Origin of the sequence: Neobacillus mesonae (genome assembly GCF_023715155.1) — a bacterium.
GTDB lineage: Bacteria > Bacillota > Bacilli > Bacillales > Cytobacillaceae > Neobacillus > Neobacillus mesonae_A.
This window is the reverse complement of record NZ_JAMBNQ010000003.1, coordinates 249,873-274,701: the sequence shown is the minus strand read 5'-3', so window position 1 is coordinate 274,701 and position 24,829 is coordinate 249,873. Positions and strand designations below refer to the sequence as shown.

Sequence of the window (24,829 nt, the reverse complement as noted above, 5' to 3'; positions counted from 1 at the left end):
TATAGTTTTGGTTTCGTATGTACACTTGGTCTATAATCTTTTCAACCCTATGAACCCCAGTTAGGTTTGATATTCCAAACTATCAATCATGCCATTTTGAGTAAATTCCCGAAGTAATGGAATAAATAAACACTGCATATCCAAAGTTATAACTTCCTCTTCCATGTATTTAAACAATATGGGCATTTCCAGGCAACAATTGAATCCCAATTGGATATACCAATTTTTTCACTGACATAACGAAGGTTGTATTTCTTTTGTTCTTGTTCCGAAGGTACTCTTATCAAATTCTTACCACAGAACGGACAATATTCTTTTGGTATTTCTTGCTCATTCTTCATTATTTTCTTCATCACCCACACCTTGTTCATTTAACAGCTTTCGTAAGATATCCTTTTTATCACCAGAAAGGAGTTCTAAAAAATCATTCCAACCTATTGCGTGAAGACCAAGCAATATCATATTTCTTGCCCCATCCAGTTTCCCCCATCTTACATACATATCTTGCGGTAAGCATTGAAAAGGTAATAATCTATCCTCAATATATTGTGGTTCGGCTGTTATTTCTAAGGTTTTCGCAAACTCTAACTTTTGATGTTCTTCTCTAAAGTGTTGAACTTTGTAAATAGGTACTCCAAACTTTTCAGAAATCCTTTCATCATCATAATTAGTAGTTTCCACATAAATTCTGGCAACTTCCTCTGCCACTTCCTGCTTTGCCTCTTTTTTTATATCCTCAAGTATTTCTGCTTTAAACTTTTCTTTCCAATCTTGTTCCATTAAACCTTTCCCCCTTATACCAAGATACTCGAAACAGAAAACAAACCCACACCTTTTGTTTAAATACAACATATCAGGGTTTTCTTATAAATCTATTTAACGTTTACAGTAGGAACAACAAAATTAACAGCAATGCTTTTCAAAATCGTTTCCATTTCCTTAATATCAGCTTCACAGATACCACTGCTAAAACTACAATAATTACTATTGCAAATAGACTTACAACAATTAATGAACCCATTACTTTTCACCCCACTTCCCTATACTTACTTTCCATCCTTGCAATGCTTTACACCTCACTTATCCCTTGAATATAGTCAAAAAATAAGGCATCCTGCTTTATAGACTACTACCCTACTTTTTTTTAAGTAGATGAGTCTATAGCAAGATGCCTCTGAATTTGCCTATATATGTGACCTTTATTATTTATAGAATAATGTTGGATGGACAGAATTACAACAACAAAATCATAATTCTTACCAATCCATATTTATTAGCCCCATTTTCCCCGTTCTGAATTGACATTTTTTATAATTCTACATATTATCCGACATTTACTTGTTCAAAGTCCGTATTTTCCCGTACTATGTGGCGTATTTTTGTTTCATCGTGTCAATTTTTCCGTTCTGAAGTGACATTTTGTAGCTTATCAGACATGAATAACGGGGTGTTCCGATTTCTCCGTTCTGAATTGACATTTTTTATAATTCTACATATTATCCGACATTTTACTTGTTCAAAGTCCGTATTTTTCCGTACTATATGGCGTATTTTTGTTTCATCGTGTCAATTTTTCCGTTCTGAAGTGACATTTTGTAGCTTATCAGACATGAATAACGGGGTGTTCCGATTTCTCCGTTCCGAAGTGACATTATTGTATATTAAAGCCTATTATTCGCTTTTATACTTATTCAAAGTCGATATTTTCCTTACTGTATGACATATTTCTTATGCCATCGTGCCAATTACTCCATTCTGAAGCGTCACTTTTCGATACATTTTGTAAAGTGCGTAAAATATTAGATATGATTCAAATAAGGAGAAAACCACCATGAAGCTCCGTCACAGCAAAAAAGGGTGGTCCTCCTTGTCGTTCTCGTAAATAATCCTTTCGGTGAAACCAAACCCTTAAAGGCTCGGCATAAGAAACAACGATAAATGTCCAGTATCATTGTCCTCTTTTAGATTACATTAGCGAGGAAGAAAATTCCAGTATAAATAATAAGGATAAATTATCTATAAAAGGATTACATATATTCTTAGGAAATTTTAATATCTACATTAATTCTTTGTTTAGCAACACATTCTCCATTTTTGACAATATAGCATTCAACATAATGATTCCCTTTGAAAGATGTCTCTTCATAATGAAACAAGCTATCTGTCTGTACAATTTCTCCTCTAATCATATCATTTGCTTCAGCTACTACCCCTCTATTTTTCACTTTCCAATACACGTTATAAGGTGCAGGGACATTTGTTTTAGCAATAAAGTATAACTGACAACTCGGTAATAATACCTCTCTTTTTTTCATCATAGACTGTAACCAACCAATTGTTTTTTCATTTCGGACTACTCTACAATCTATCGTAATTTCATATTGAGATTCGTAGTTCACTGGAAATAGATGTTGAATAAATTCCTCGGTTTCTCGATAATGGATAAATTCCTCCATTTCATTAAGAGAAGTGTAGGATTCCAATGCCTTTGAAAGTTTTTCTTTTTGTTCTGTCCAATAAGAATGATTAAAGAACGCTTCCCATGCTTCAATTGCTTGATAATCGGTACAATTGTCATCAAAGAGAATTTCTAATTTTGATAACTTATCTTTCAGTCTGTTGTATAAATTGACCATTTTCGTATCATCTTTGCTAACCAATTTAAGACTCTTGGTCTCATCCGTAGGATTAACTACTTCTGTGTCTTCTTCTAATCTATCTTTAATCGCCTTTGCAGTATAATAGAAACATTCATCCATTCTCTCATAGGACTGGAATTGTTCGTTTGCCAAAACACTTTGAATGAGTCCACCAGGCATATTTACCCAACTCTCTCTTGATTTACAGAACATTTTTAACAAACGAACCACTTCTCTTAATTGATAATTCTTTTCTTTATTTTCATCCAAGAACCATTTCGTTATTGCTCTTGGATTTCTTTCTCTCCATTCACTACCGCAATGTTCATATGTGTAACTATCATCCTGTTCATTCTCTTTATATCTGCGATAGATAGCAAAATCAATATGATACCCTTCCTGATACTCTATACGAACGCAATTCGTCTTTGCTGTTGGTTCGACTTTAAAATTTGTGCATTTTCGTTTTAAGGCATCCACGATGATGTTCTTTGTGGCTTTTGTTCCTTCTGGAAGTTGGTCTTTTTCAAAAACAATAGCCACATCAATATCATAGTCCTTACTTTCGTTTTGAGTAACTGTAGACATCGCCACACTACCTTGAACAATAGGTTCTTCTGCTAATTTGTAACTTGTGCCTTTCTCCTCGTTGTATTCTTTTAACCCTTCCTTCAATCGTTTAATGTTTAGATTTTTTTTCTCAAAAAGAGAATCCTTTTCGGTTTTTGGCAAAACCACATGTTTACCATAAAATGTGTTAAACTTACTATTCAGATTTTTCATTCCAGTTCTATTTTCCCCCTGTTATTTTTATACTTATTTGATTTCCTATTTTCTTAAGATTAATAGTCCAATTGTACTTTGGATAAGATATCCCTACATAGTTATAGACCCAAATCTCTTTATCCATTCTTGGAGAAATAGCACTTCCCAAACGATACGCTAAGGAAGGTTGTCCTGAATATAATAAATGAATTTTTTTCAATTGAGGATAGGTTTGATTGATTTCATCTAAAAGCTGTCGAAATTGCTTCTGGTACTGATTAAGTTGCTCCATACAAACAATCGCATTTCGGTGTGGATGTTCTAAATGGAGATAATAGGAGTTAAAGTTATCCAAATCAAGTCCATTTAGGTCAGCATCATTAACTGGATAAGTGATTCCTATTTTAACAACTACCTCATTTGTTTCGTCTACACCTTGTTTTGAATTATTTTTCTCTATCTTCAGGGTTGGATATATCGTCTGTTTGTCTTTAACTTTTTCCCACCTTAATTGATTCTGATTCCATTCATAAAAGGAGCTATTCGACTTGTCAGCTATTTGATAGCCAAGCAAAAAAAGTAATGGAATATGAGCCAATCCCCAATAGGATAACTCGATATCATTATTTCCATCTACACGTTGGAGAATTTTTGTAACTGTTTTCTCCTGCTCTCGTAATGCATGGCGAAGATTAGTCTCATTAATTACTTTAAGCTCTTCTAATTGAAGAATTGGATATGGTTCGATATTGTAATCGGATAAATCAACATCAACTTTGGTGTAATCTACCGATTCTATAGAGGAATGGCGAATTTGCAACATTGTTTGTTTCTTTACTTTTTCTTTTGTTTTGAAATAAAACCAAAATCCTAATCCGATTAATCCTGCACCAATTAATGTTGATATTGTTAAATAAACGTAATTGGTTGGCTCTTCTGTGTTTTCTAAATGGGTATCAAACACTTCATTTATAAAAGATACAAGTACACTTTTCCACCAATCTTGGGCAAATCCAGTCGATAATACACCGACTCCACTTGTGATTAGGAAGAAAGTGATTTTCTTTTCAAACCAGCCTCTAAAGAAATCTTTTATTTTTGAAAATAGATTGTTCAAATACTAAAACCTTCTCTCCTAAATTTTAATAGTATTATTTTACCATGTTTATAGATATTATTGACCTGTATTCTTTTATTCAACACACATCCCGAAAGGTGTCTTATTTAAATAAATTGTAGAAAAAGAAAACCACCCAAAGCTCCGCAAAAGCAAGGGGTGGTCTTCTTGGTCGTTCTTTCGTGAACCGAACTTTTATTAGGCTCGGTTACATAGAAGACACGATGTGTCCAGTGTCAATGTCTTCATTAAGATTCAATAAAAAAGAGTTGAATTCCAGTTTTTATGTTACCTTTTCAATAAAGAGAAACCTTTTTGATTATGACTGTTGTGATTATAATTGACCGAAAGCCTCTTGGAATACTTTCTTGGTGAAATTTTGCATTTCATCTTTAGCCAAATGAATTTCTTCTTTGAGCTTATTTAAATATTCCATAAGACTATCAATTTTTTTCACGATTCTCTTTTGCTCCTCTAAGGGAGCTAAAGGAATTGGATACTCTTTCACTGTTGATGTAGATAATTCTATTTGCTTTGTACTACCAGTAGACACACTTTCGATTTCAGATTGTACAAAAGGACTTGATAACCAATAAAATAAAAATTGTGAATCAACAATATTACTAAACGGTCTTATAACTGTAACATGCGAATCTGCCACAGCAATCTTAAATGGGTTATATTCCTCTTTATATACAATAATTCTTCCAAGTGTTCCTAATCCAGTAGAATTCCATAATAAATCATTTGACTTTAAGAATCTTTCATCTGAATAACCTTTCAATGTATCTGGGTCTATAAACTTTGCTTTATGGATTTCAAATCCACTCCATTGAATACATTTCTGTGCAATTACAGGAATTTCTTGTATTTCAGAGTATTTTGGAGACTTTCCTCTTTGAATATAGGAAGATATATCTCCCAGCCTTACCCATTCCCATCCTTTGGGCAATTCAAATCGCACCTCAGAAATTGGAATTTCATCTTGTATTTGACCACCTTTTTCCTTTTGCAATCTTTCTAAAAGCTCTGAAACAGGTTCATCACTTGAATTTTGTTCAAGTAATTTTCCTTGTATCCCCTGACACAAAATAGCCTTTTGTAATTCAGCAACTAATTCATTTTGTTCATTAAGTTCCGTTTCAGCCTGATTTATAAGGCCAACCACATTATTTATTTTCTGAATAACCACTTTTTGTTGTTCGATATTAGGAAGTGGTATTTCAATCTCTAAAAATTTTTTCTCATTTAATCTTACCCTGTTGGTTGTTCCAGAACTTGCTTTAACACATTGCTCAATAAACCATGTTGTTTTGCTCAACCAGAATAAATATTCTGGAATTATTAAGTCTTCATTAAAATTAAAAGAAAGGAAGTCCCCCGTTGTTACAGCTCCGTCTAACTCATTGGGAATTAAACCAGAAGCTCCATTTCTTGCATCAATTTTAGAAATGATAAATTGGTTTGGTTTTACAATAAATCTTTTGGCAGACTTGATTTCATGCCCTTTGACTTCATCCCTTAATTGAACACCTTTACCCCAAAGTCGAACTGTTACCTGTTTATAAGTTTGATTATCTTCAATCGTTACTTGTTCTTTATTTCTTTCAATTACTTTTCCGAGTTGAATAAATTTAATACTTTTCATTTTTACTTACCTCAAAATCCTATTTAGTTCTTCAATAAGGTGATGAATGTTTTGATTTTTTTCTTGTATCTTAAATAAAATTTCAGATGCAGTAAGATTGGTACTTTCATCGGCTTTATTTGGGTTTTTAAAATCAAGATTATATCCCTTGGATATAATTTCTTCTATCGAAACTTTCCAAGCATACTCATTTTCAGTTCTGTTGTTCCACCAATCAATTTCAGCTTTAAATTCCTCTAATTTAATTGGTCTGGTTTTTGTATAATTTTTAAATCCTTGCGGAAGTGGATGTCCATAATACCAGATTTCTTTTGTAGGTACAGTTTTATCAAAAAATAAAAGATTCGTTGGTATATCTGTATAAGGTGAAAATACCCCTTTGGGCAACCTAACAATTGTATGCAAATTGAATTCAGTTAATAGTTTCTCTTTAATGGCTCTCTTCGCACCATCTGTAGCAAACAAAAATCCATCTGGAAGAACAACACCTGCTCTTCCATTTTTCTTTAGCCTATACATGATTAGAGTCATGAATAAGTCTGCAGTTTCAGAGGATTGCATACTAACAGGGAAATTCACTTTAATGGCATCTTCTTCAGTGCCACCGTAAGGGGGATTCATTGCAATTACAGAGTATCTATCTTCTTCCTTATAATCCCTAACATTTTTGGATAAAGAGTTTCCATGAATTAGATTTGGTGAATCAATATCATGGAGAACTAAATTAGTCATTGCCAATAAATATGGAAGTGGCTTTTTTTCAATCCCAAACAAACTCCTCTGTATCACTTTTTTATCTTCTGGAGTCTTTACTTGACTTTCCATGTGAGAAATTGCTGATGTTAAGAACCCACCTGTTCCACACGCCAAATCCGCAATACTTTCACCAATTTGAGGATTCAACATTTCAATCAAAAATTCTGTTACAGGTCGTGGGGTATAGAACTCTCCAGCATTTCCAGCAGATTGAAGGTCTTTTAAAATATTCTCATAAATATCATTGAACGTATGACGTTCTTCATATTCGGTAAAATCCACTTCGTTTAACACGTTTATGATTTGGCGTAGAAGCGTACCATTTTTCATATAGTTAAAGACATCTTCAAAAACATATTTTACGATAGCACTTCTTTTTTCAATTGTTTCATCTACCTTCAAATCTTTCAACGTAGGGAAAAGCTCATTATTGACAAAATCAAGCAATTTTTCACCTGTAAGTGCTTTACCGTCTTTTTCGTCAACTGCCCAATTTCTCCAACGTAATTCCTCTGGTATGATGGATTTATAATTTTCGTCATAGAACTCCCACAACTCTTCTTTCGCATCATATACTTTTAAAAATAGTAACCACACCATTTGGGAAATACGCTGAGCGTCACCATCTACACCAGAATCCTGACGCATTATATCCTGAATGCGTTTAATTAATGTTTCAATACTCATATTAAAACCCCTTTCAACTCGGTTCTATCTCTTTTTTATTTTTTCCATAGGTTACTTTAAATGAAACTATATTACCTTTGATTAACTTTGAAGCATTTAATAGAGTGGCATGAGGGACATAAACCCCTCTATCTAACCGTTCCAATAGCCCTGAATCTTTTAACTTTGTTAAGGCATTATCGATTGTTCCTTTGCTGATTTTCACTTTTTCAGCTAATTCTTTTTTGATAAAAGCGTTGATAACAATTTGATTATCTTTATTTACATAGCTCAATAACTCAAAAAGAAGAAGAGCAAGGTTCTTCGGAACGCCATTTAGCAATAATAGGTCTTCCAAATAACATTTCGATTGTTCAAATTCAGTTGAGTTCTTCAATTTATCACCACCATAAAACTCATCAAAAACAATGAATATAATTAACATTTTTTAATTAATATTTTATCTGCATTTTTTGTATTCATCAAGTCATAATTTGATTAATTCTGTCGAACAAAAAGCTCCTTCCTAAAGGAAAGAGCTACATTAAGCGTAAATATTCTTTTCAAGTTCCTTGATTGCTTGAATATAATTGTTTTTACCTCCAAATGACTTGGTAATCTTCATAGGATTTCCGAACTTATTAAATGGATTTAATTCTAAAAGCTGTACGTCTTCAAAGTCAAATCTGCCTTCGTCTTGATACTTGTCTATAAGGGCTTCTAACACGTCTCTGGCTATTCCTGAATACTTGGAAAGGTAATCTTCCTTCCGAGCCTTCTTAGCCCTTTCTGAACGTGTCATAGGCTTCATATCGAAGGCTATGTGAGTGATTAAGTCGAACTCGTCAAAATCTTGGCCAACTTCCTCTTTAAGAGCTTCTAAAAGGACACCATGTTCCTTTAATTCATCAATAATAGCCTGTTTACGGTCTTCGCTGTTCCACTTTTTGATAAAGTCATCTAACGTAGCAAATTCTTGTAAGATTGTCTTTTTAGAATAATCTTTCAGGCTTTCTGTAATTAGTTTTCCATCTTTGTCATAATAAAGAACTCTTTCATTCAAGACTTGGACACCAGCATCGGCTACATAGAACTTTTTCTTTCTTTCACCGTCACCATCTCCATCATCATTGTTATCGTCATCATCACCATTACCACCAGGTGGCGTAGGTGGAACAATGTCATCATCTTCATCAGGTTCATATATTTGTACTGGTTCGCCATCAAAGTTAGGGTCAGCAAACAGTCGAGATGCGTTACGGAAGTCCATAATCGTAAAGTATTCTTTTCCGTATTCGGGCTTTAAACGTGTACCCCTACCAATAATTTGCTTAAATTCCGTCATACCATTTTCACCAAAAATGTTGTCCAATACAATGAGTTTGCAAGTTTTACAGTCCACACCTGTTGTCATTAATTTACTTGTGGTAACAATGGTTGGATAAAGACTCTCTTCATCGATAAAATTATCCAATTGAGCCTTGCCTTCGGCATTATCTCCAGTAATTCGCATGACGTATTTTGGATTTTCTGCTACTAAATCAGCATTTTCGTTTACCAGAGCTTGTCTCATTCGTTCTGCATGTTCAATATCAATACAGAAGACAATCGTTTTAGCAAAACGGTCTGTTTTCTTTAAGAACTCTGTTATTTTCTTGGCGACCAATTCCGTTCTTTTTTCTAATACAATATCTCTATCAAAGTCCGTTAAATAATACTCCCTGTCGTCAATTATTTGACCGTATTTATCTAATTGTCCTTTGGTTGGGCGATACCCTTCCAAGTCCCTATCAATGCCAATACGAATCACTTTATACGGTGCTAAGAAGCCATCTTCAATACCTTGTTTGAGGGAATAAGTATAAACTGGTTCACCAAAGTAAGCAATGTTACTGATTTTATCGGTTTCTTTAGGTGTAGCAGTTAAACCGATTTGGGTAGAGTTGTGGAAGTATTCAAGAATTTTTCTCCATCTGGAAGATTCCCTTGCACTTCCTCTATGAGCTTCATCCACGACTATTAAATCAAAGAAGTCTGGTGAGAATTGACGAAAAATCTCCATTTCGTCTGTGTTGCCTGAAAGCTGTTGATATAAAGCCAAATAAACTTCGTAACTACTATCCATTTGACGGTTTTCAATCTTCGTCATAACCCCTTGAAAGGGTTTAAAATCATTTTGCATAGTTTGGTCAACCAAAATGTTACGGTCAGCTAAAAACAGGATTTTCTTCTTCTTTTCAGCTTTCCATAACCGCCAAATAATTTGGAATGCTGTATATGTCTTACCAGTTCCAGTAGCCATGACCAGCAAAATACGGTCTTGCCCTTTTGCAATCGCCTCAATGGTACGATTAATGGCATTGAGTTGGTAATAACGTGGAGTTTTGTCTCCAATTGTATAATAATAAGGCTCTGTAATCAGTTCCTCTTGTTCTTGTGTGATACCTTTAAACTGCTTGTATCTATGCCATAAATTTGATGGTGAAGGAAACTCTGCTAACGTAAGCTCACGCTCCTTACCAGTCAACATATCATGTTCAATGAAGCCATCGCCATTGCTTGAATAGACAAAAGGTACATCTAATATATCTCCATATTCAATAGCCTGTTGCATCCCTGCACCGATAGAATGTTTATTATCTTTTGCTTCAATAATGGCAATAGGTAAATTTGCTTGGTAATAAAGAAGGTAGTCAGCTCTTTTTCTTTTCCCTCTTGTAGTTAAGTTTCCTCTTACTATTACACGACCATCGGTAAAGCCATATTCTTCTCTAACTTGCTTTTTTATATCCCATCCTGCCTGTTCAACAGCAGGACTAATGAATTTCGTACAAATATCACGTTCGCTCATTTTTTTCTTATCCACTGAAAACATACCTCCTTCCCTATCAATATTATTATAACTGTTAATCAATGGAATTCTATTAGTTATTTTATAAAATATAGTCAATATATATCATTTCTACGCAAAACAAAAAACCACCCAATTTTAAAATATGGGTAGTCCTTCATAAAAATTCTTTTTACTCCTTTTGGTTAAACTGTTCTGTTATCTGCTGAAGTCTACTTTTCTTATTTATTGGTGTCACAACACTATCTTTTGTATTTGCTATTGCTTTTTCATTATTTCTTTCAGCATTTTTCCTGAATTGTTCAAATTTTTCATATCCCTCAGTTGGGTTAGAAAATGCAGTTTTAAAAAACAAATCAATAATTGGATGTCTCGACTTCCCTGTAGTTATCAAATTGATTAAAGGGACATCTGATTTTAGACTTGCATTGAACCATGAAAATAAAGTATTTTGATATTGCTCCACCAATACCTCTAATTCCTTATTCTTGTCTTTTTGGATGGATATTTCCTGCTTTAATTCTTCTATCTTAATCAAAAGATTATTTGAATCCTTTGCCTTTTTTTCGTTAATCTTTAAGGCTTGAATCAATCTTTTCTTATCTGACGGTTTACCTGTAAAGAATTTATTGACACATTCTTCTGTATCTACAAAAATATCAGTTTCATTTGTCTTTTTGTTTACAATTGTAGTTTCATATAATCTATTGGCTTTATCTATCGTTTCTTTTCCTTGTCTGCCATCCCGTCTCCAATAATCTTCACTAAATTTATATGGTATTTCCCCATTTTCATACAATTTGTTAGCGAACCGATACATTTCTGAATACCTAATTAATCCACCAACCTTATCTTCTTGTGTAAATCGGTAAATGATGTTGTCAATTTCTGGTTGAGGATATATCTTTGGTTTTCTACCTCTTGTTTCCAATAGAATCAATCCTTTCTTTTACCTTCATAAGATTGATATATTTTCTAATTGCGTTGTCTATCCGCTTTGATTTGTTAATTAACTCATTTCGTATTTCTGGGTTGTCGGAAGAATAAAATTCATCCTTTCCAATATTATTGTAAATACCCTTATATAGGTTTGTAAGATTACCTACAACTTCATTAATACCAGATTCGGAGTCCTTTAATTTTTGTGCTAAAATATCTTGTTTTTCTATTAATTCTTCTTCTGTTATTCGCCAAGAATCACATTCCCAACAATCTTCCACCTTACAATTCTGGTTAGCATCGGTACAATAGCCATCCCTCAATTTTATTTTAACGTCACCCATCGGTGGTCTTAATACATACTTCTCAATGAACGATACACTAATCGAATGGTCGCTTTTTGTTTCCGAATCTTCCATTTTATTCTTATAACTATCTAAATCAATATTTGCAATCAACTCTAATATCTCAAGGTCTACAAAATTAGAAACATGATTGAAATAGTGGTTTTGAGAATATATTGTATTATGACCACCAATCCTTGCAATTTCCACTGGATGATAACCCTGCCTATTTAAATTGAGAAATGCGAGATGTCTTGTATCCCCAGGTCGTAGCTTTTGAGTAAGAGATAATCCTTCTATATCAGATTCACCCTCCACCTGTAGAACATTATACTCACCGAAAACAATGTATTCATAAAAACTCTTTAAATTCTCCCTCAGAATATTTATTGAATAATTATATGGATTCAATTTATTATCATGAAATGATGTAGTGGTTGGAAAATATCTTTTATCTACAAAATGTGGAATGGATAAATAAGAAATCAAAGTATCTGTTCTACCATAAGGTTCTGTTTTTTCTTTATATTCTTCTATCTTTCTATATAACTTTTCAGGAATACTTATTTTATCAAGAACCTGTATGTTTCTTCTGTTATTAAACTTCTGTTTATGCCTGGGTAATTTAATGTAAAATTTACCATCCTTTTGTAAAAGGCAATCACGTTCTATAGTACAATACTCAGAAGGTCTCATAGGAATCAACATTGTTAAATTCCACCACAGCCAAATAGGAAACCACTTAAGATATTCTAATTCAGACAGGTCCTTAGAAAAATATTCTTCTAAAACTTTTGAAAAGATAAGAATATCCTTAGAAGGGGGAAGTAATCTTGCTTTAGCACCTTGATATTCTGGTTTGACGGAATACAGTAAAGATGCATAATCCTCACCTAAATCTGGAAAATAATCCAAAAAATTTAATGCACTATTGCAGACAATCCTTTTTTTACTCTCCGATAAATTTAATAGTGTATCTGCAAGTTCATCTTCGTTTGCTTCTGTAAGACCTTTTGTTATAATCAGAAAATCTTTCAACCCTTCATTAACCATTTTTGCAACAACATTTGAATTATATCCTCCCTCAATTAAAGAGGCGGTCCAACACTTTACTATATTAATGAATTCTATTGCATCAATTTTTTTGTTAAATTGAATACTTTCCCTTATTTTATTGAAATCAATTCCTACTCTCTTTGCAAGAAAGGTAGATTCTAAGTACCATTTATTTTCTTTAAAATGACACTCACTTAATTTGTTTATACTCATTTCTTCTTCAAGAACAGCAATAGATTCCTCAATTGAACTTTCCAAGTTAAATCTATTATCATTAAAATCTTGGATATTCTCTATAAGTTCCTCCATAATATTGACTGTTTCCATACTATTCGCCTTCTTTTTTCTTTTAATATATATTTTCAATATACTGAGGGTCTGGTAGTTCCACTAAACGCCTTGAAAAATCATTTAGGTCGCTATCTAAAAACATCTCAACAATTTCATTTCCAAACTTTTGTTTAGCTTCCATAATGCTCTTAAAGTCAATTATCAATAAATTATAGAGCCTTATTTTTTCACCCACTGGAATTTCTTGATTATAGGCTATTTCCTGATAACTCTGGAATGTTCTTTTTATTCTTTTTGAAATTGAGTTAAGTGAATAAAAGTGCGGAATTGAAAACGGACACTTACTACAATCTATCTCCATAGCAATACAACTTGAAAAAAAGCACTGATATGTTTCTTCCTTCGCTGGAGAAAGACCTAAATTTATCAGGTTTAATCTATTTTTCAATTCCTCTTTTGGCATCTCTTGCAAGTATTTACCTAATTCGTCTCGTTCTTGTGATAACTGCTTCAAATAGGTAGTCGTATCTTCCAATTTAACTACGTCACCAAACAACTCCTTCAATTCATTTGATGCTCTTGTTTGTTCTATCCTATTTGTAGGATTTCCACCAATCAGCAATTGATTGACTTGATTATAAATAAATCCAAAATACCCTGTGTCAAAAAGCTGTTCGCTAATAAAATCTAAATGCTCTTGAGGGAGTTGTATATAAATATTAGTAGTTTCACTGGTTGTATGTCCTCTTAAATGACGAGCGATTTCTATAGGGTCACCATTAAAAGTGGATTTAATTATTGAACTTGTATAAGTTAAAACCGTTCTGTTCATTTTTCTTGATTCAAATTTAAACTCCCCACTGTAGTTTTTAAAGAATCCACCATGTATAGCAGGGGTAACATTATTTCTTGAATTGTAAAAATGAATCAGATTTTTTTCGTTATGAAGATGCAATTTTCTACATCTAAATTCGCAAATGACAATGGCATACGCCATTGGTAAAGTTAAAACACTGGAACAATAAAATGTCGCTTTTTCTTTGGTTTTATTATGTTCAAACCACTGCATTTGATAGTATTTTACTATCCGTTCGGCTTCATTATATGTTAAATGTAAATTTTCAAGAGACTCAATAGAATTTAAATTGAGCTTATCAAATATAGGATTGTTGAATCTTGGGAACTCTAAAACAGTACCATTCCTCCAACCATTGTTCATATGAAGCAATACATACAACCAGAAAGAATCGTATTTTTTGTAACCCTTTTTGTTGTTTAATGCCTTTTCAACATCAGCAATCGCTAATTGCTTATGACTTTCAAAGTCGCTTAAGTAATTGTATAAAGCTAAATATTCTTCAACTGAATATATTTCTTTTTCCTGTTTATTTGTATTTTCGTATTTAAAATTTAATTTCGATACGTTAAATAGCTTTTTACCTGTTTTTTGTTCAACTGTTTGTATAATATTATACAGGAATGAAAAAATTTCCCTTTGATACTTTTTCGGGATATTATTGTTAAAAATACCCATGTTTAACTCATTCACTGAAAACTCATATATCTCTTTCGTAGCTGTAAATTCGGCTAACAGTTTTGTGGTATGTCTAAAACCAGACACTCTATGCAAAGCCGTTCCTCGACTGCCTTGCATATTTTTAAGTTTCCAATGAACAAATTGATACCAAAGCTCTTTTGTTAGTGATGCATTATTAGAAAAAAATACATTATCAATCTCAAGAATTTGTTGTAAAAGAGAATAATAATCGGTGGTGGTTATTTCACATAACCTTGATATTTCTTTATCTTTTTTTAATTGTTCTATATACTTGTCAACACCAACTTTAGAATAGACTGTCATCTTTCGCTTATATTTATCAATTCGTACAAGTGGATAAATATTACCTGGTACTACAAACTTTTTAATTGCATTATCATCTATTTTTTTCCCACCAATATTCTCTTTATAAAGAGAGTCAACTTCCTCCCAAGTATAAGTATTCTCTTTTAAATCATTTAATGTTTTTTCCTGTAAATTTTTCAAAAGTTCAAAATCTTCTCTTCTTATATAGAGTCTTGACTTACTTCCCCAAAAACTTTCGATTTTGCAAAGTTTAATTGCCTCACTAAGGTTTTTTTCTGTTAAACCTAATAGGTTTCTGACTTCAACAACACTTATAATACTCTCATATTTATTCAAATCTTCCTTCTTTACAAACTGAAGCTCATAACGATTTTGAAATGTTACAACTATTATTCCTTGTTTTTTTAAGTATTCTCTAAAATGCCAAATATCTTTGTGCATTTTTAGTTGATTGTAGGCTTCCTGAATTGATATATAATCCTGCAAAAATTGTTCATAACTACTTTTTTTAATAAGGTATTTCTCACTTTGCGTTATAGGTATGTCCATAATTAGCAGTTCAAGGCAGGACTCTTCTACAATTTGTTTAACTACACGAATATTGTATCTTCCTTTTCCTGTAAGTTTTAAATAAAATTCTTCAATTGTCATATAATTACTGCGAATTTCATCCACTTGCTGGATGTATCTCTCCAAAGATTGAACAGAAATATATGTTCTATTTCCTATAACTTTCTCTTCCAATTCACCACTTTTTGATAATTGCTTAACTTTCCCAACCGTCAATCCATATTCATTGTAATTACTATAAACATTAGATACCGCTTTATATCCTTCCATTTATAAACCCCTTAAATTTTCTATACTTGTATAATTTCGCTGATTAGCTTGAATTGTTGCTCTGGCAATAATTTCTACTGCTTCTTCCGTCTGTTTCTTAACATTTTGCTCTTCAATATAGTCTTGTGCGGATTGAATATTACTATCTCCTCTTGCAATCGCCACTTGACTTGCTGACCATCCGAGTAGGAACACAAGCATATTAGTATAAATCCCTCTGCCTATATGTGTTGACCAGGACTTTGATGTTAAGAATTGATAATCTTTTTCATTAGGTTCAAGAATTTCTAAGAATTTGTCTTTCACCTTCGTAAAGCGTTCCCAATAAGCCATTCCCGTAATTGGCTTTCCAGTGTGAATAGAACAGAACAAAGCGTGTTTATTTTTTATTCTTCCTCTTCTTTCTAAACGTAATAAATTCTCTTTATGTTTTTTATATAGTTCTAAGACAATGGGAACTTTAAATATTGCTTGTATCCGTTCCTTTTTTACCTGTTCTGACACAGTAAGTTCCTTATCTGGAAAGAGTATTTTCCAGTTATCCTGTATGTTAAGTGTAAATTCTCCAGAATCATTCTTGTTCGGTTCTTTTACACTGCTTCGTAATAGATTTACCACTTCGCCTCTCCGTAACCCTCCATAACACTGAAATGCTATTCCTAATGCAATATCGGGGGCTTCTATTTCCGCAACTCTTATAAAAAGATTTACAAGGTCTAACCTACCGTTTCCAAAATCATGTAATTTTATATCCTTTGCTTTTGTACTTTCCCTTTTATTTGGGTACTCTGTTCCAAGTTCAAAGTTATCAAAAGGTGAAATGGTTATAGTTCTTTTTTCACCTTTCACAATTCTAATTTCTTCCCTATACTGAACATTCTCTTTAGTTATGTTTTGTTCTATTAACCAGCGAAAAAATCTAACAAGAATACGTTCTGTACGGAATACTTGAGTTGACTTGATTTGGCCCAATTTAACCCTGTGAGTCAGGAATGAGATATATCTTGCACCATGCTGTAATTGTAATCCAAATATCCCCTCCTCCTCTAAATGTAAAAATGTTTCATCTTCATTCTCAATACACTCTAAAATATAATTCAAAAATTTTTTTATTTCCTCCGCATAATTCCTTTGTGTAGTAAGAGAAAGTGATTTCCTCTCCAGTTCACTTTTTATGAAATTGGATAATGGATGTGGGTAAATAATTCCTGTTACCTTATCTTTTATACACAGAAATGTTTTATCACCTGAATTGAGTTTTCCTTCCCTAATTTCATTTATCTTTTTTTGTTTTACTACGAATTCATAATTCACAATTATCACCCTTTAAGAGCAGATTAAATTCTTTTAAGCCCAACTTTATTTCTAATCATTAATCTTCTTCAAGCCAATTATAAAAAGGAACTGTTTGCTGACTATATTCTGATTGATTACTTCGGACTCTTGCTATATTTCGTTCCCTCTTAATAGGCAGTGTATTGGGAGTCCACCCTTTAGTAATTGCCTTTCTGATAAATCCTTCGGGATTTTTAACCTTATTAGGTGACTGACTCATGATTAGCAAGATTTCTAAGGTACGCCTAATTCCTATATAGTTTAGAAGATTAATTATGGTGTCCGTAGGTGAAGTCATGGTGACTGCTTGATATGCCAATGATACTAATTCTTTTGAATCCTCATTCCGAGGTGGTTGAGAAATATACAAATTTGACATTTGTTCGTCTATATGTGGAGAAATGCTCCTTGTGGTTTGCAGGACTTGGACATCTTCATGAGGAATCTGCCACCCTTTCTTATCAGATTCTTTGAAAGCATTAGCAAATTTTCCTAAGCGTAACCATCTTTTAATAGTTTCCTCACTTTTATTAAGTCGTTCTGCTACTTCTTTTACTGTTAGCAAATGTTCCATTTTAGCCCACCTACCTTAATTATTTTCTTGAACCCACATCGCATATAAGCAATACACATTCTTTTATTGACTATAAATGCAAAACGTATGTTCGGTTTTAATGCAAAAAATTTACAACAACATTTGCTGAACAAAAAACAATGTTGTTGTTGTAATAGTGGTCTATTGAGAGTCTTAAAGCAGTCAATAAATATACAATATTTTATACAATTATATTAAATTAAATAGAATATAATTTCAACACAAAATTGGAAAGATGTGTTAAATATTTTCTCGAACAATACATTGGTATATGTAGGTTTATATATATAGTGGTAAAATATGGATTATAAAACAAAAAGAGACTAATATAAATCACAAATACTATGAATCCATTTTTCCATCTTCATAAAATCAAGTGTCTGCACTCGGTATTTTGGGATGAACCAAGATTGATGCCTGAACTCAAGGGCACATGGGATATCACCCATTTGCTTTTTGCACCATCTTAAATAATTGACGTTTTCTCTTCGCAGATCAAACCATGGCGGGAATTGGAATAATACCATTGCCAGCTTATTTTTATCTATGTATGGTTCAAGGGATTCTTTAAATGCTTGAAACATCTCTTCCTTGGTTTCAAAGGGAATTTCGCCGCGCTGATGTCCAGTCATCCCTTGATAGGCTTTGACGATAAACTTGAAGCTTTCAGGGGTTTCAGTGACCCATTTTACAGCATTTCGCTTCGGCTGTATGGCATAAAAAGCGGTATCCACCTCAACAATCGGGAAATGACCTGCATATTCTTTCAGCTTATCACGTGAAGACGTCAGGTTCGGATACAGGCTTTTATGATCGCCCCATCCCGTAAGGCCAATGTAAATCAATTGAACTCACCCCCATTACCTAATAATAGCATATCCTTTTTTTAAAAAAGGAGTTTTTTAAACCTATACCTTTCACAAAAGATAAAAAGCTGTCCTTTATCTAATGTGTAAAGAAAGGCCGAATGATTTTTATCATGAGGAAATGGGCAGAGCCTGAATTACTATTTTTACTGAAAGGTGTACACAAACTGGTTGTGATGTTATGATGACATTATAGTTAATTGTGTGAATTTTCTAACTATGATATTTAATGCACAAATCATTCATTTTTGGTATATTACGGCTCAATTTGGAAGTGAACCGTTTTGGATGTACGATTCTAAAAATGATTTTTTGGGGGGGCTTATAATGAAAGGCGATATGGAAACGCAAGAACTCTATCTAAAAGCAAAAAGTCATTTATGGCACGACATGTATAGTTTTGATGGAAAATCGAGCCCTATCATTGGGGTAGAAGGGGAAGGAGGATGGTTTATAGATATAGATGGAAACAAATACTTTGAAGCTATGTCTGGACATAGTTGTCTAAACTTAGGATATGGAAGAGTAGAACTTGCACAGGCTGCTTATGAGCAAATGTTGTAATTAGCTTATTTTTCACCAGATTCATGCAATATCCCTGCCATTCAATTAGCTTCTAAACTTAGTAATTTGCTTGATGGTTCATATGTTACTTTTTTCTCAACAAGCGGGTCTGAGGCGAATGAAGCCGCTTTAAAAATAGCAAGACAATACCATATTCAAAACGGTCATCCTGGGAAACATAAATTCATCTCCCATTATCGGGGTTATCACGGGGGCACTTCTGGTGCTCAAAATATCTCAGCAACGCCTGCATTCAAGGGCAAATTTGGATCTTCATCCCCAGGTTTTATCCATGTTCTGCCTCCGTATTCGTATCGATGCCCTTTTGGTGATTCTGGATCAAATTGTGACCTTATTTTTGCAGAGCTTATCGATCAAGTAATTCTACGGGAAGAAGCAGATACTGTAGCAGGGATCATTTTAGAACCTTTTCTCTTTGCAGGAGGATGTATTATCCCATCTAAAGAGTATTTAACTCGGGTTTCAGAAATTTGCAAGGAACATGATGTTCTCTTAATTGTAGATGAAGTGATTACAGGATTCGGAAGAACAGGGAAAATGTTTGGATTTATGCACTCTGAAGATGTCCAACCCGATATTGTGACGATGGCTAAAGGATTGACAAGCGCTTAGGCTCCGCTTGGTGCTGCTGCGGTAAGTGAAAAAATTTATTTAACGTTTAAAGAAAAGGGAAACCATTTAAGACACTTTTCAACTATGGGAGGAAATCCTGCAGCATGTGCCGTAGCCCTAAAAACGATAGAAATCATTGAACGTGAGAATCTGGTGGAACAATTGGACCAATTCAGCAGCACCATCTTAAGCCAGCTGCATGAATTAACTCGTTTAGACAACAACGTTGGCGAGGTTCGTGGAATTGGATACTTATATGGGATTGAGTTTGTAGAAGATAAGGAATCAAAAACACCAGTACCAGAAGAATTTACAAAAAATATTGCAGAAGAGTGTAAAAAGAGGGGCCTTATCGTTGGTCAAGATGAAAATATTATTCGTATTAATCCACCGATATCTTCAACAGAGGAAGAACTGCAATTTGTAGTTACTACTTTAAAATCTGTTCTGAATGAATGAATGGGGTTAAAATTTTTTGGTAGAATAGCATGCTTAAGATAGGATTGTATCTGAAATCAAAAATCCCTTCTATATAAGACAGCAGTTTCTGCTGCCTTTTTAGAAGGGATTTAAATCAACTATTTATTTTAAAAATCTTAACCTATGCTGCCTTCCATTTCGAACTTGATTAATTCTGACCGAAATGGCACGAAATGATTTATAAAAAGGTCGGTTAAACCGCGATATAAAGCCATTTCTTCAAATGGTTTAAAATGGATGATAATTTCAACTTGGCATGGATTTGGCACGGTGTTGGCACGAATTTTGAACTTAAAACATGTGAAAAGGGTTAAACACTTGAGAACTCACAGTTTGTACTGCTGTGGGTTCTTACCTCTAATATTCCATTTCAGCTTCAAGTTCACTTCTTCGTTCCAATATTTCTAACAAATAGGATGACATATTGTGTAAATCACTAAATACATCATTAAAGAACTGCACGAAGTTTTCTAAATCAATAACAACGTTATCGAATTCTGTAATATAAAACTGCGGTTCTAAATCTCTTGTTAAGGAATAACGAGCAAAAGTAATATCATAAACTTTTTTACCATTATCTTTTACAGTTTCAATTTTAGTATAGAGTTCATCTATATATTTTTCTAATTGTATAGACCATTGTAATGCCTCAGGTTGATTATCAAACTCTACAATTAATTTTTTCGTTTCCTTTATTAGATTTTTAAGATTATGTGATGCCTCAAAGGTTTTAGCTTTATTTAATAGCTGATTTAAATTCCAACACATTGCTTTTAAGTAAACTTCAATACCATGATTTAAATTAAACAGAATCGGAAAAATTAACATATCAGCTTTTTTGTCATGATTATCTTTTAAGCAGGATTGGGCTAATGAGATTGAAGAATTCATAAACCCCTCCGCTATTACATGCATGTTATGTATATGATCAAATCGATTTGTTCTCCAATTCATATAGGCATTCTTATTTATATCAGCATTATAGGAAAAAATATCTTTCATCGGGAAAACCTCCTTATTTTTTAAAGAGCTAGAGTACATGGAATAATACTCTAGCTTTTATTAGTTATTAAATAAATATTTGTTGCATGATGGCTTGTTTTTGTTTATCAAGTTCTAGGAGCATAGACTGTTCTATTCTAATTTTCTTATCAAACATATTCAAGAAGTCTGAAATCTTTTGTTGTTCTTCTTCACAACAAATCTTAATTTTAAATCTATCTATAAAGCTTTTTGAAACATGTGGAACTCCTGAACCCTCCCTCCAAGATTTTTTTATAATTGGCTCAAAGTATTGTAATTGTTGACCAATAAAGTTTGAGTTGATTTTTGGAATTAATTCTAATGCCATGAAAGTTGATCCAAGTACACCTTCTCTATTAAAATAAATATTACCAGCTTGTGAACCATCCCATAAAATCAAAATGTTTTTATTAGAAACATCATTTTCTTTGTTTACATATAGAGGGTTTATACCGAGTTCAAGAAACTCATTGTGTAAAAGTAAATTGCCTTGTGATGGGTCTTCTGAATAATCGGCATTGCTCCCTTTGAATTTTTTTGAAACAATGTCTTTTAAAAATGTTTTTGTCCATTGTGGAAAATCTTTTCCCGTATCATCTTTAAATCGCAATCTCCGACTAAAAATCTTCTGCATATAGCCTTTTTTCTGTTCTTTCAGCAAGTCGATTTTTTCTTGTTGAAGTTGAATTTTTTTATCGAAGTTACTGATAAAGTTAGCAATTTTTTCTTGTTCCTGTAAGCAAGGAATATTTATTTCTATTGAATTTAAGATAGGTTGGCTAACATTAAAACGTGTACTTCCGCCAGCTTTAGAACTTATTTGGTTACGTACATTCGGTAATTCCAGATTGAGTTTTAAAAAATATGGATGGTAATCGCCATGTTTTTTGCCACGAATTACAAAGCCACCAAATAACGCAAACTCATCTTTATCCAAATAGACAGAACTTTTACCTACATCTTCTCTAGTTTCAGAACTACGAAGAAATAGTAAGTCTCCGTACTCGACCTTATTGGTTTCTTCAACCTTTTGAGAAACAGATACAGAACCAATAATATCTTTATACTTTATAGACGTATTATTTAAAATGTCTAGTACGTTAATAAATTTCCTTCCATGACCATAACTATCTTTGTCAGCGTTGATACCATTATTAAATGTCATTAAATCGCTAAGAAGAGTCATTTTCCAATCGTCACCAAAACCCGCAAATCTCAATTTAGGTGCATTCATCTCTTACACCCCCAACTCTTTAAAATACTTCTCTAATTCACGATCCACTTCTGCAGTTTCATCATCGATTTCTTTTAGACGTTGTGCAACTGCTTGTAAATCAATTGATTCTTCTTCTTCAAATGTATCCACGTAGCGAGGGATATTTAAGTTATAATCATTTTCTTTGATTTCATCAAGCTTTGCTGAATACGAATATTTATCAATTGTTTCACGACCTAAATAAGTTGAAATGATTTTTTCAACATGTTCATCTGATAATAAGTTTTGATTTTTTCCTTTTTCGAATTCATTTGAAGCATCAATGAAAAGAACATTGTCATCATGCTTACGACATTTTTTAAAAACTAAAATACAAGTAGGAATGCTTGTACCATAGAAGACATTCGCTGGTAAACCAATGACTGCATCTAAGTAGTTTTTTTCCTCTATAAGATACTTACGAATCGCTTCTTCTGCTGCACCACGGAATAGGACACCATGTGGTAACACGACTGCCATTGTGCCGTTATCATCTAATTGGTGAATAAAATGTTGAATGAAAGCAAAGTCTGCTTTTGATTTTGGTGCTAGTTTTGCATAGGCGCTAAAGCGTTCATCTTCTTTGAACTTATCATCTGCGCTCCATTTTGCTGAGTATGGAGGATTGGCAACGATTGCTTCAAAGCGTTGGTCGATATGATGCGGTTCCTCTAATGTATCCGCATTTTGAATATCAAAACGTTGGTATGGTACATCATGTAGCAACATATTCATGCGAGCTAAGTTGTATGTTGTTGAAACTTTTTCTTGTCCGTAATATTTGTGTACTTTCGCTTCTTTTCCTACACGTAGTAGCAAAGAACCTGAACCACAAGCTCCGTCATATACATCACGAATTTCTGATTTTCCAGCAGTCACAATCTTCGCTAAGATTTTTGATACTTGTTGTGGCGTATAGAACTCGCCAGCTTTCTTCCCTGCATTTGCTGCGAATTGAGAAATCATGTATTCGTATGCATCACCTAAAACATCAATTTCTACATCATCTTGTAAAAATGGAATATCTGCAATGTTGACAATTACTTTACTGATTAAATTTGTACGATCCTTCACTGTACGCCCTAAGCGGGAAGAAGTTAAATCCATATCGTCGAATAGATTTTGGAAATCGTCCTGGCTTTCAGTACCTATAGTTGATGATTCAATTGCTTTAACACCGTTTTGTAGCATCTCTACATCAAAGTTACCATTTGCCCCTTTTTCGATTTCTTCAAGGAAACGTGAAAACAAGAATTGCGGCTCTACTACATAACCTAACTCATCAATAAGATACTCAGCTAAGTCCTCACGGTACTCATCATTTCCCCATGCTTCTGCGTAAGATATGTTATCGTCTTTTAGTAGTTTTTTTGCACGAGCTTCTACTTTTTCAGATAAGTAGCGGTAGAAAATTAGCCCTAAAATATAATCCTTGAATTCGTTGGCATCCATTTGACCTCGTAAATCATTTGCCATCGCCCATAATTTTTTATGTAATTCAGCTTGTTGTTGACGTTGCTTTTCACTTGTAGTCATAATTGAGTTCCTCCTAAGATAATTTTAATTTACGTTGATACTTTGAATTAGCTTCTGTTGAATATATATCTGTTGTAATTCACGTTTTTCATCCATCAATAATTCTCTTCTCTTTTTAAGCTGTGCGATTTTCCCAATAATGATTTGCTTTTGGATAGGTGGTAAGTCAATTTCTAAATCCTTTAAATTAGAAAGTTTCAATAATGAAATGACTGTTCCTTCACTTAAAACAGACAGTTGTTTTTGAATGGATGGATGTTCATTAAAATACCATTCAAAAAAGGCTGCATCTACATCACTGGTTAATTCGATTTTTATAAAGTTATTTGTTAATAATAACCCGCTATATTTCTCGGGTAACAGAGCGACCTTTTGCGTATGCGTGTGTAAAATAAGACTAACTGTATCAGTTAGCAGTTGTGGAACTAATTTTTCTTTCGGTACAGCAATTTCCACATTTTTTTCATTTGAAATTCGATAAGCCAAGCCCAGTGTTTCGTTAAATTCCTTTAATGAAAGTGGCTTGACTTTTGATGTTTCAATGTTGTCAGAAAAAGTTTCCAATCGATTTGCAAAGGCACCTTGTGTTAATTGTGCAATTTGATAAAGTTTCACAACACTCCTCCTTTGATATTTTTTAATATATCAACATCAATACATTTAATATAAATGATATTTTAAAAAATATCAATGTTTTTCCATTTATTTTTTTGATATTTTTTAAAATAACAAGAGAGAGCACTATTTAGCGCTCTCTCTTTTATTA

Annotated in this window: 17 protein-coding genes and 2 pseudogenes; 2 read left to right on the top strand and 17 right to left on the bottom strand. The window is 33.1% G+C overall.

From position 1 onward, the window contains the following. Nucleotides 1-330: 330 nt before the first annotated feature. The 13 genes and pseudogenes from M3183_RS05650 to M3183_RS05590 all read right to left on the bottom strand — a co-directional run. Complete coding sequence (locus M3183_RS05650) at nt 331-780, bottom strand: hypothetical protein (protein ID WP_251467388.1); 450 nt, start codon at nt 778-780, stop codon at nt 331-333. Nucleotides 781-2,039: 1,259 nt separating this feature from the next. After that, on the bottom strand, nt 2,040-3,422 hold the full coding sequence (locus M3183_RS05645) for a nucleotide-binding domain-containing protein (protein WP_251467386.1): 1,383 nt from the start codon (nt 3,420-3,422) through the stop codon (nt 2,040-2,042). A gap of 7 nt (nt 3,423-3,429) precedes the next feature. Beyond that, on the bottom strand, nt 3,430-4,521 hold the full coding sequence (locus M3183_RS05640; protein ID WP_251467384.1) for an SAVED domain-containing protein: 1,092 nt from the start codon (nt 4,519-4,521) through the stop codon (nt 3,430-3,432). A 334-nt stretch (nt 4,522-4,855) separates the two neighbouring features. Continuing rightward, nucleotides 4,856-6,169 carry a restriction endonuclease subunit S gene (locus M3183_RS05635; RefSeq protein ID WP_251467378.1) on the bottom strand — a complete coding sequence of 438 codons (1,314 nt, stop codon included), beginning with the start codon at nt 6,167-6,169 and terminating at the stop codon, nt 4,856-4,858. Between the two features lie 6 nt (nt 6,170-6,175). Then, nucleotides 6,176-7,612: a class I SAM-dependent DNA methyltransferase gene (locus tag M3183_RS05630; RefSeq protein WP_251467371.1), complete on the bottom strand. Its 1,437-nt coding sequence runs from the start codon at nt 7,610-7,612 to the stop codon at nt 6,176-6,178. Nucleotides 7,613-7,625: 13 nt separating this feature from the next. Then, nucleotides 7,626-7,988, bottom strand: coding sequence for a replication/maintenance protein RepL (locus M3183_RS05625; protein WP_251467367.1), 363 nt, complete (start codon nt 7,986-7,988; stop codon nt 7,626-7,628). 147 nt (nt 7,989-8,135) lie between these two features. Continuing rightward, on the bottom strand, nt 8,136-10,457 hold the full coding sequence (gene hsdR, locus M3183_RS05620) for an EcoAI/FtnUII family type I restriction enzme subunit R (RefSeq protein WP_251467364.1): 2,322 nt from the start codon (nt 10,455-10,457) through the stop codon (nt 8,136-8,138). A 157-nt stretch (nt 10,458-10,614) separates the two neighbouring features. Beyond that, nucleotides 10,615-11,373 (bottom strand): hypothetical protein, encoded by a 759-nt coding sequence (locus M3183_RS05615; protein WP_251467362.1) that lies wholly within the window; start codon nt 11,371-11,373, stop codon nt 10,615-10,617. Further along, a complete protein-coding gene (locus M3183_RS05610) occupies nt 11,357-13,108 on the bottom strand; it encodes a site-specific integrase (protein WP_251467360.1) in 1,752 nt (583 codons plus the stop codon). Before M3183_RS05610 ends, M3183_RS05615 begins: the two co-directional genes overlap by 17 nt. A gap of 22 nt (nt 13,109-13,130) precedes the next feature. After that, nucleotides 13,131-15,776: a hypothetical protein gene (locus M3183_RS05605; RefSeq protein WP_251467359.1), complete on the bottom strand. Its 2,646-nt coding sequence runs from the start codon at nt 15,774-15,776 to the stop codon at nt 13,131-13,133. Then, a complete protein-coding gene (locus M3183_RS05600; protein WP_251467357.1) occupies nt 15,777-17,090 on the bottom strand; it encodes a hypothetical protein in 1,314 nt (437 codons plus the stop codon). It abuts the gene before it with no gap. 58 nt (nt 17,091-17,148) lie between these two features. Next, nucleotides 17,149-17,685, bottom strand: a complete 537-nt coding sequence (locus tag M3183_RS05595; protein WP_251467355.1) for a helix-turn-helix domain-containing protein — start codon at nt 17,683-17,685, stop codon at nt 17,149-17,151. A gap of 353 nt (nt 17,686-18,038) precedes the next feature. Beyond that, nucleotides 18,039-18,551 (bottom strand): annotated as a pseudogene (locus M3183_RS05590) (DUF72 domain-containing protein); the annotation flags it as partial. Between the two features lie 348 nt (nt 18,552-18,899). Here M3183_RS05590 and M3183_RS05585 point away from each other — a divergent pair. After that, nucleotides 18,900-19,136 (top strand): hypothetical protein, encoded by a 237-nt coding sequence (locus M3183_RS05585; RefSeq protein WP_251467354.1) that lies wholly within the window; start codon nt 18,900-18,902, stop codon nt 19,134-19,136. 30 nt (nt 19,137-19,166) lie between these two features. Beyond that, a pseudogene (locus M3183_RS05580) lies at nt 19,167-20,228 on the top strand (aminotransferase class III-fold pyridoxal phosphate-dependent enzyme). 378 nt (nt 20,229-20,606) lie between these two features. On the opposite strand, the gene M3183_RS05575 reads toward M3183_RS05580, so the two are convergent. The 4 genes from M3183_RS05575 to M3183_RS05560 all read right to left on the bottom strand — a co-directional run bounded on the left by M3183_RS05575 (nt 20,607) and on the right by M3183_RS05560 (nt 24,678). Next, nucleotides 20,607-21,251: a hypothetical protein gene (locus M3183_RS05575; protein ID WP_251467353.1), complete on the bottom strand. Its 645-nt coding sequence runs from the start codon at nt 21,249-21,251 to the stop codon at nt 20,607-20,609. Between the two features lie 67 nt (nt 21,252-21,318). Next, nucleotides 21,319-22,506: a restriction endonuclease subunit S gene (locus M3183_RS05570; RefSeq protein WP_251467351.1), complete on the bottom strand. Its 1,188-nt coding sequence runs from the start codon at nt 22,504-22,506 to the stop codon at nt 21,319-21,321. Between the two features lie 3 nt (nt 22,507-22,509). Next, nucleotides 22,510-24,063 (bottom strand): type I restriction-modification system subunit M, encoded by a 1,554-nt coding sequence (locus tag M3183_RS05565; protein ID WP_251467350.1) that lies wholly within the window; start codon nt 24,061-24,063, stop codon nt 22,510-22,512. 24 nt (nt 24,064-24,087) lie between these two features. After that, complete coding sequence (locus tag M3183_RS05560) at nt 24,088-24,678, bottom strand: restriction endonuclease subunit S (RefSeq protein WP_251467349.1); 591 nt, start codon at nt 24,676-24,678, stop codon at nt 24,088-24,090. Nucleotides 24,679-24,829 lie beyond the last annotated feature (151 nt).

Coding starts and splice junctions, on each gene's coding strand:
- M3183_RS05650 (WP_251467388.1), bottom strand. CDS start 780: ATGGAACAAGATTGGAAAGAAAAGTTTAAAGCAGAAATACTTGAGGAT.
- M3183_RS05645 (WP_251467386.1), bottom strand. CDS start 3,422: ATGAAAAATCTGAATAGTAAGTTTAACACATTTTATGGTAAACATGTG.
- M3183_RS05635 (WP_251467378.1), bottom strand. CDS start 6,169: ATGAAAAGTATTAAATTTATTCAACTCGGAAAAGTAATTGAAAGAAAT.
- M3183_RS05630 (WP_251467371.1), bottom strand. CDS start 7,612: ATGAGTATTGAAACATTAATTAAACGCATTCAGGATATAATGCGTCAG.
- M3183_RS05610 (WP_251467360.1), bottom strand. CDS start 13,108: ATGGAAACAGTCAATATTATGGAGGAACTTATAGAGAATATCCAAGAT.
- M3183_RS05605 (WP_251467359.1), bottom strand. CDS start 15,776: ATGGAAGGATATAAAGCGGTATCTAATGTTTATAGTAATTACAATGAA.
- M3183_RS05595 (WP_251467355.1), bottom strand. CDS start 17,685: ATGGAACATTTGCTAACAGTAAAAGAAGTAGCAGAACGACTTAATAAA.
- M3183_RS05585 (WP_251467354.1), top strand. CDS start 18,900: ATGAAAGGCGATATGGAAACGCAAGAACTCTATCTAAAAGCAAAAAGT.
- M3183_RS05575 (WP_251467353.1), bottom strand. CDS start 21,251: ATGAAAGATATTTTTTCCTATAATGCTGATATAAATAAGAATGCCTAT.
- M3183_RS05570 (WP_251467351.1), bottom strand. CDS start 22,506: ATGAATGCACCTAAATTGAGATTTGCGGGTTTTGGTGACGATTGGAAA.
- M3183_RS05565 (WP_251467350.1), bottom strand. CDS start 24,063: ATGACTACAAGTGAAAAGCAACGTCAACAACAAGCTGAATTACATAAA.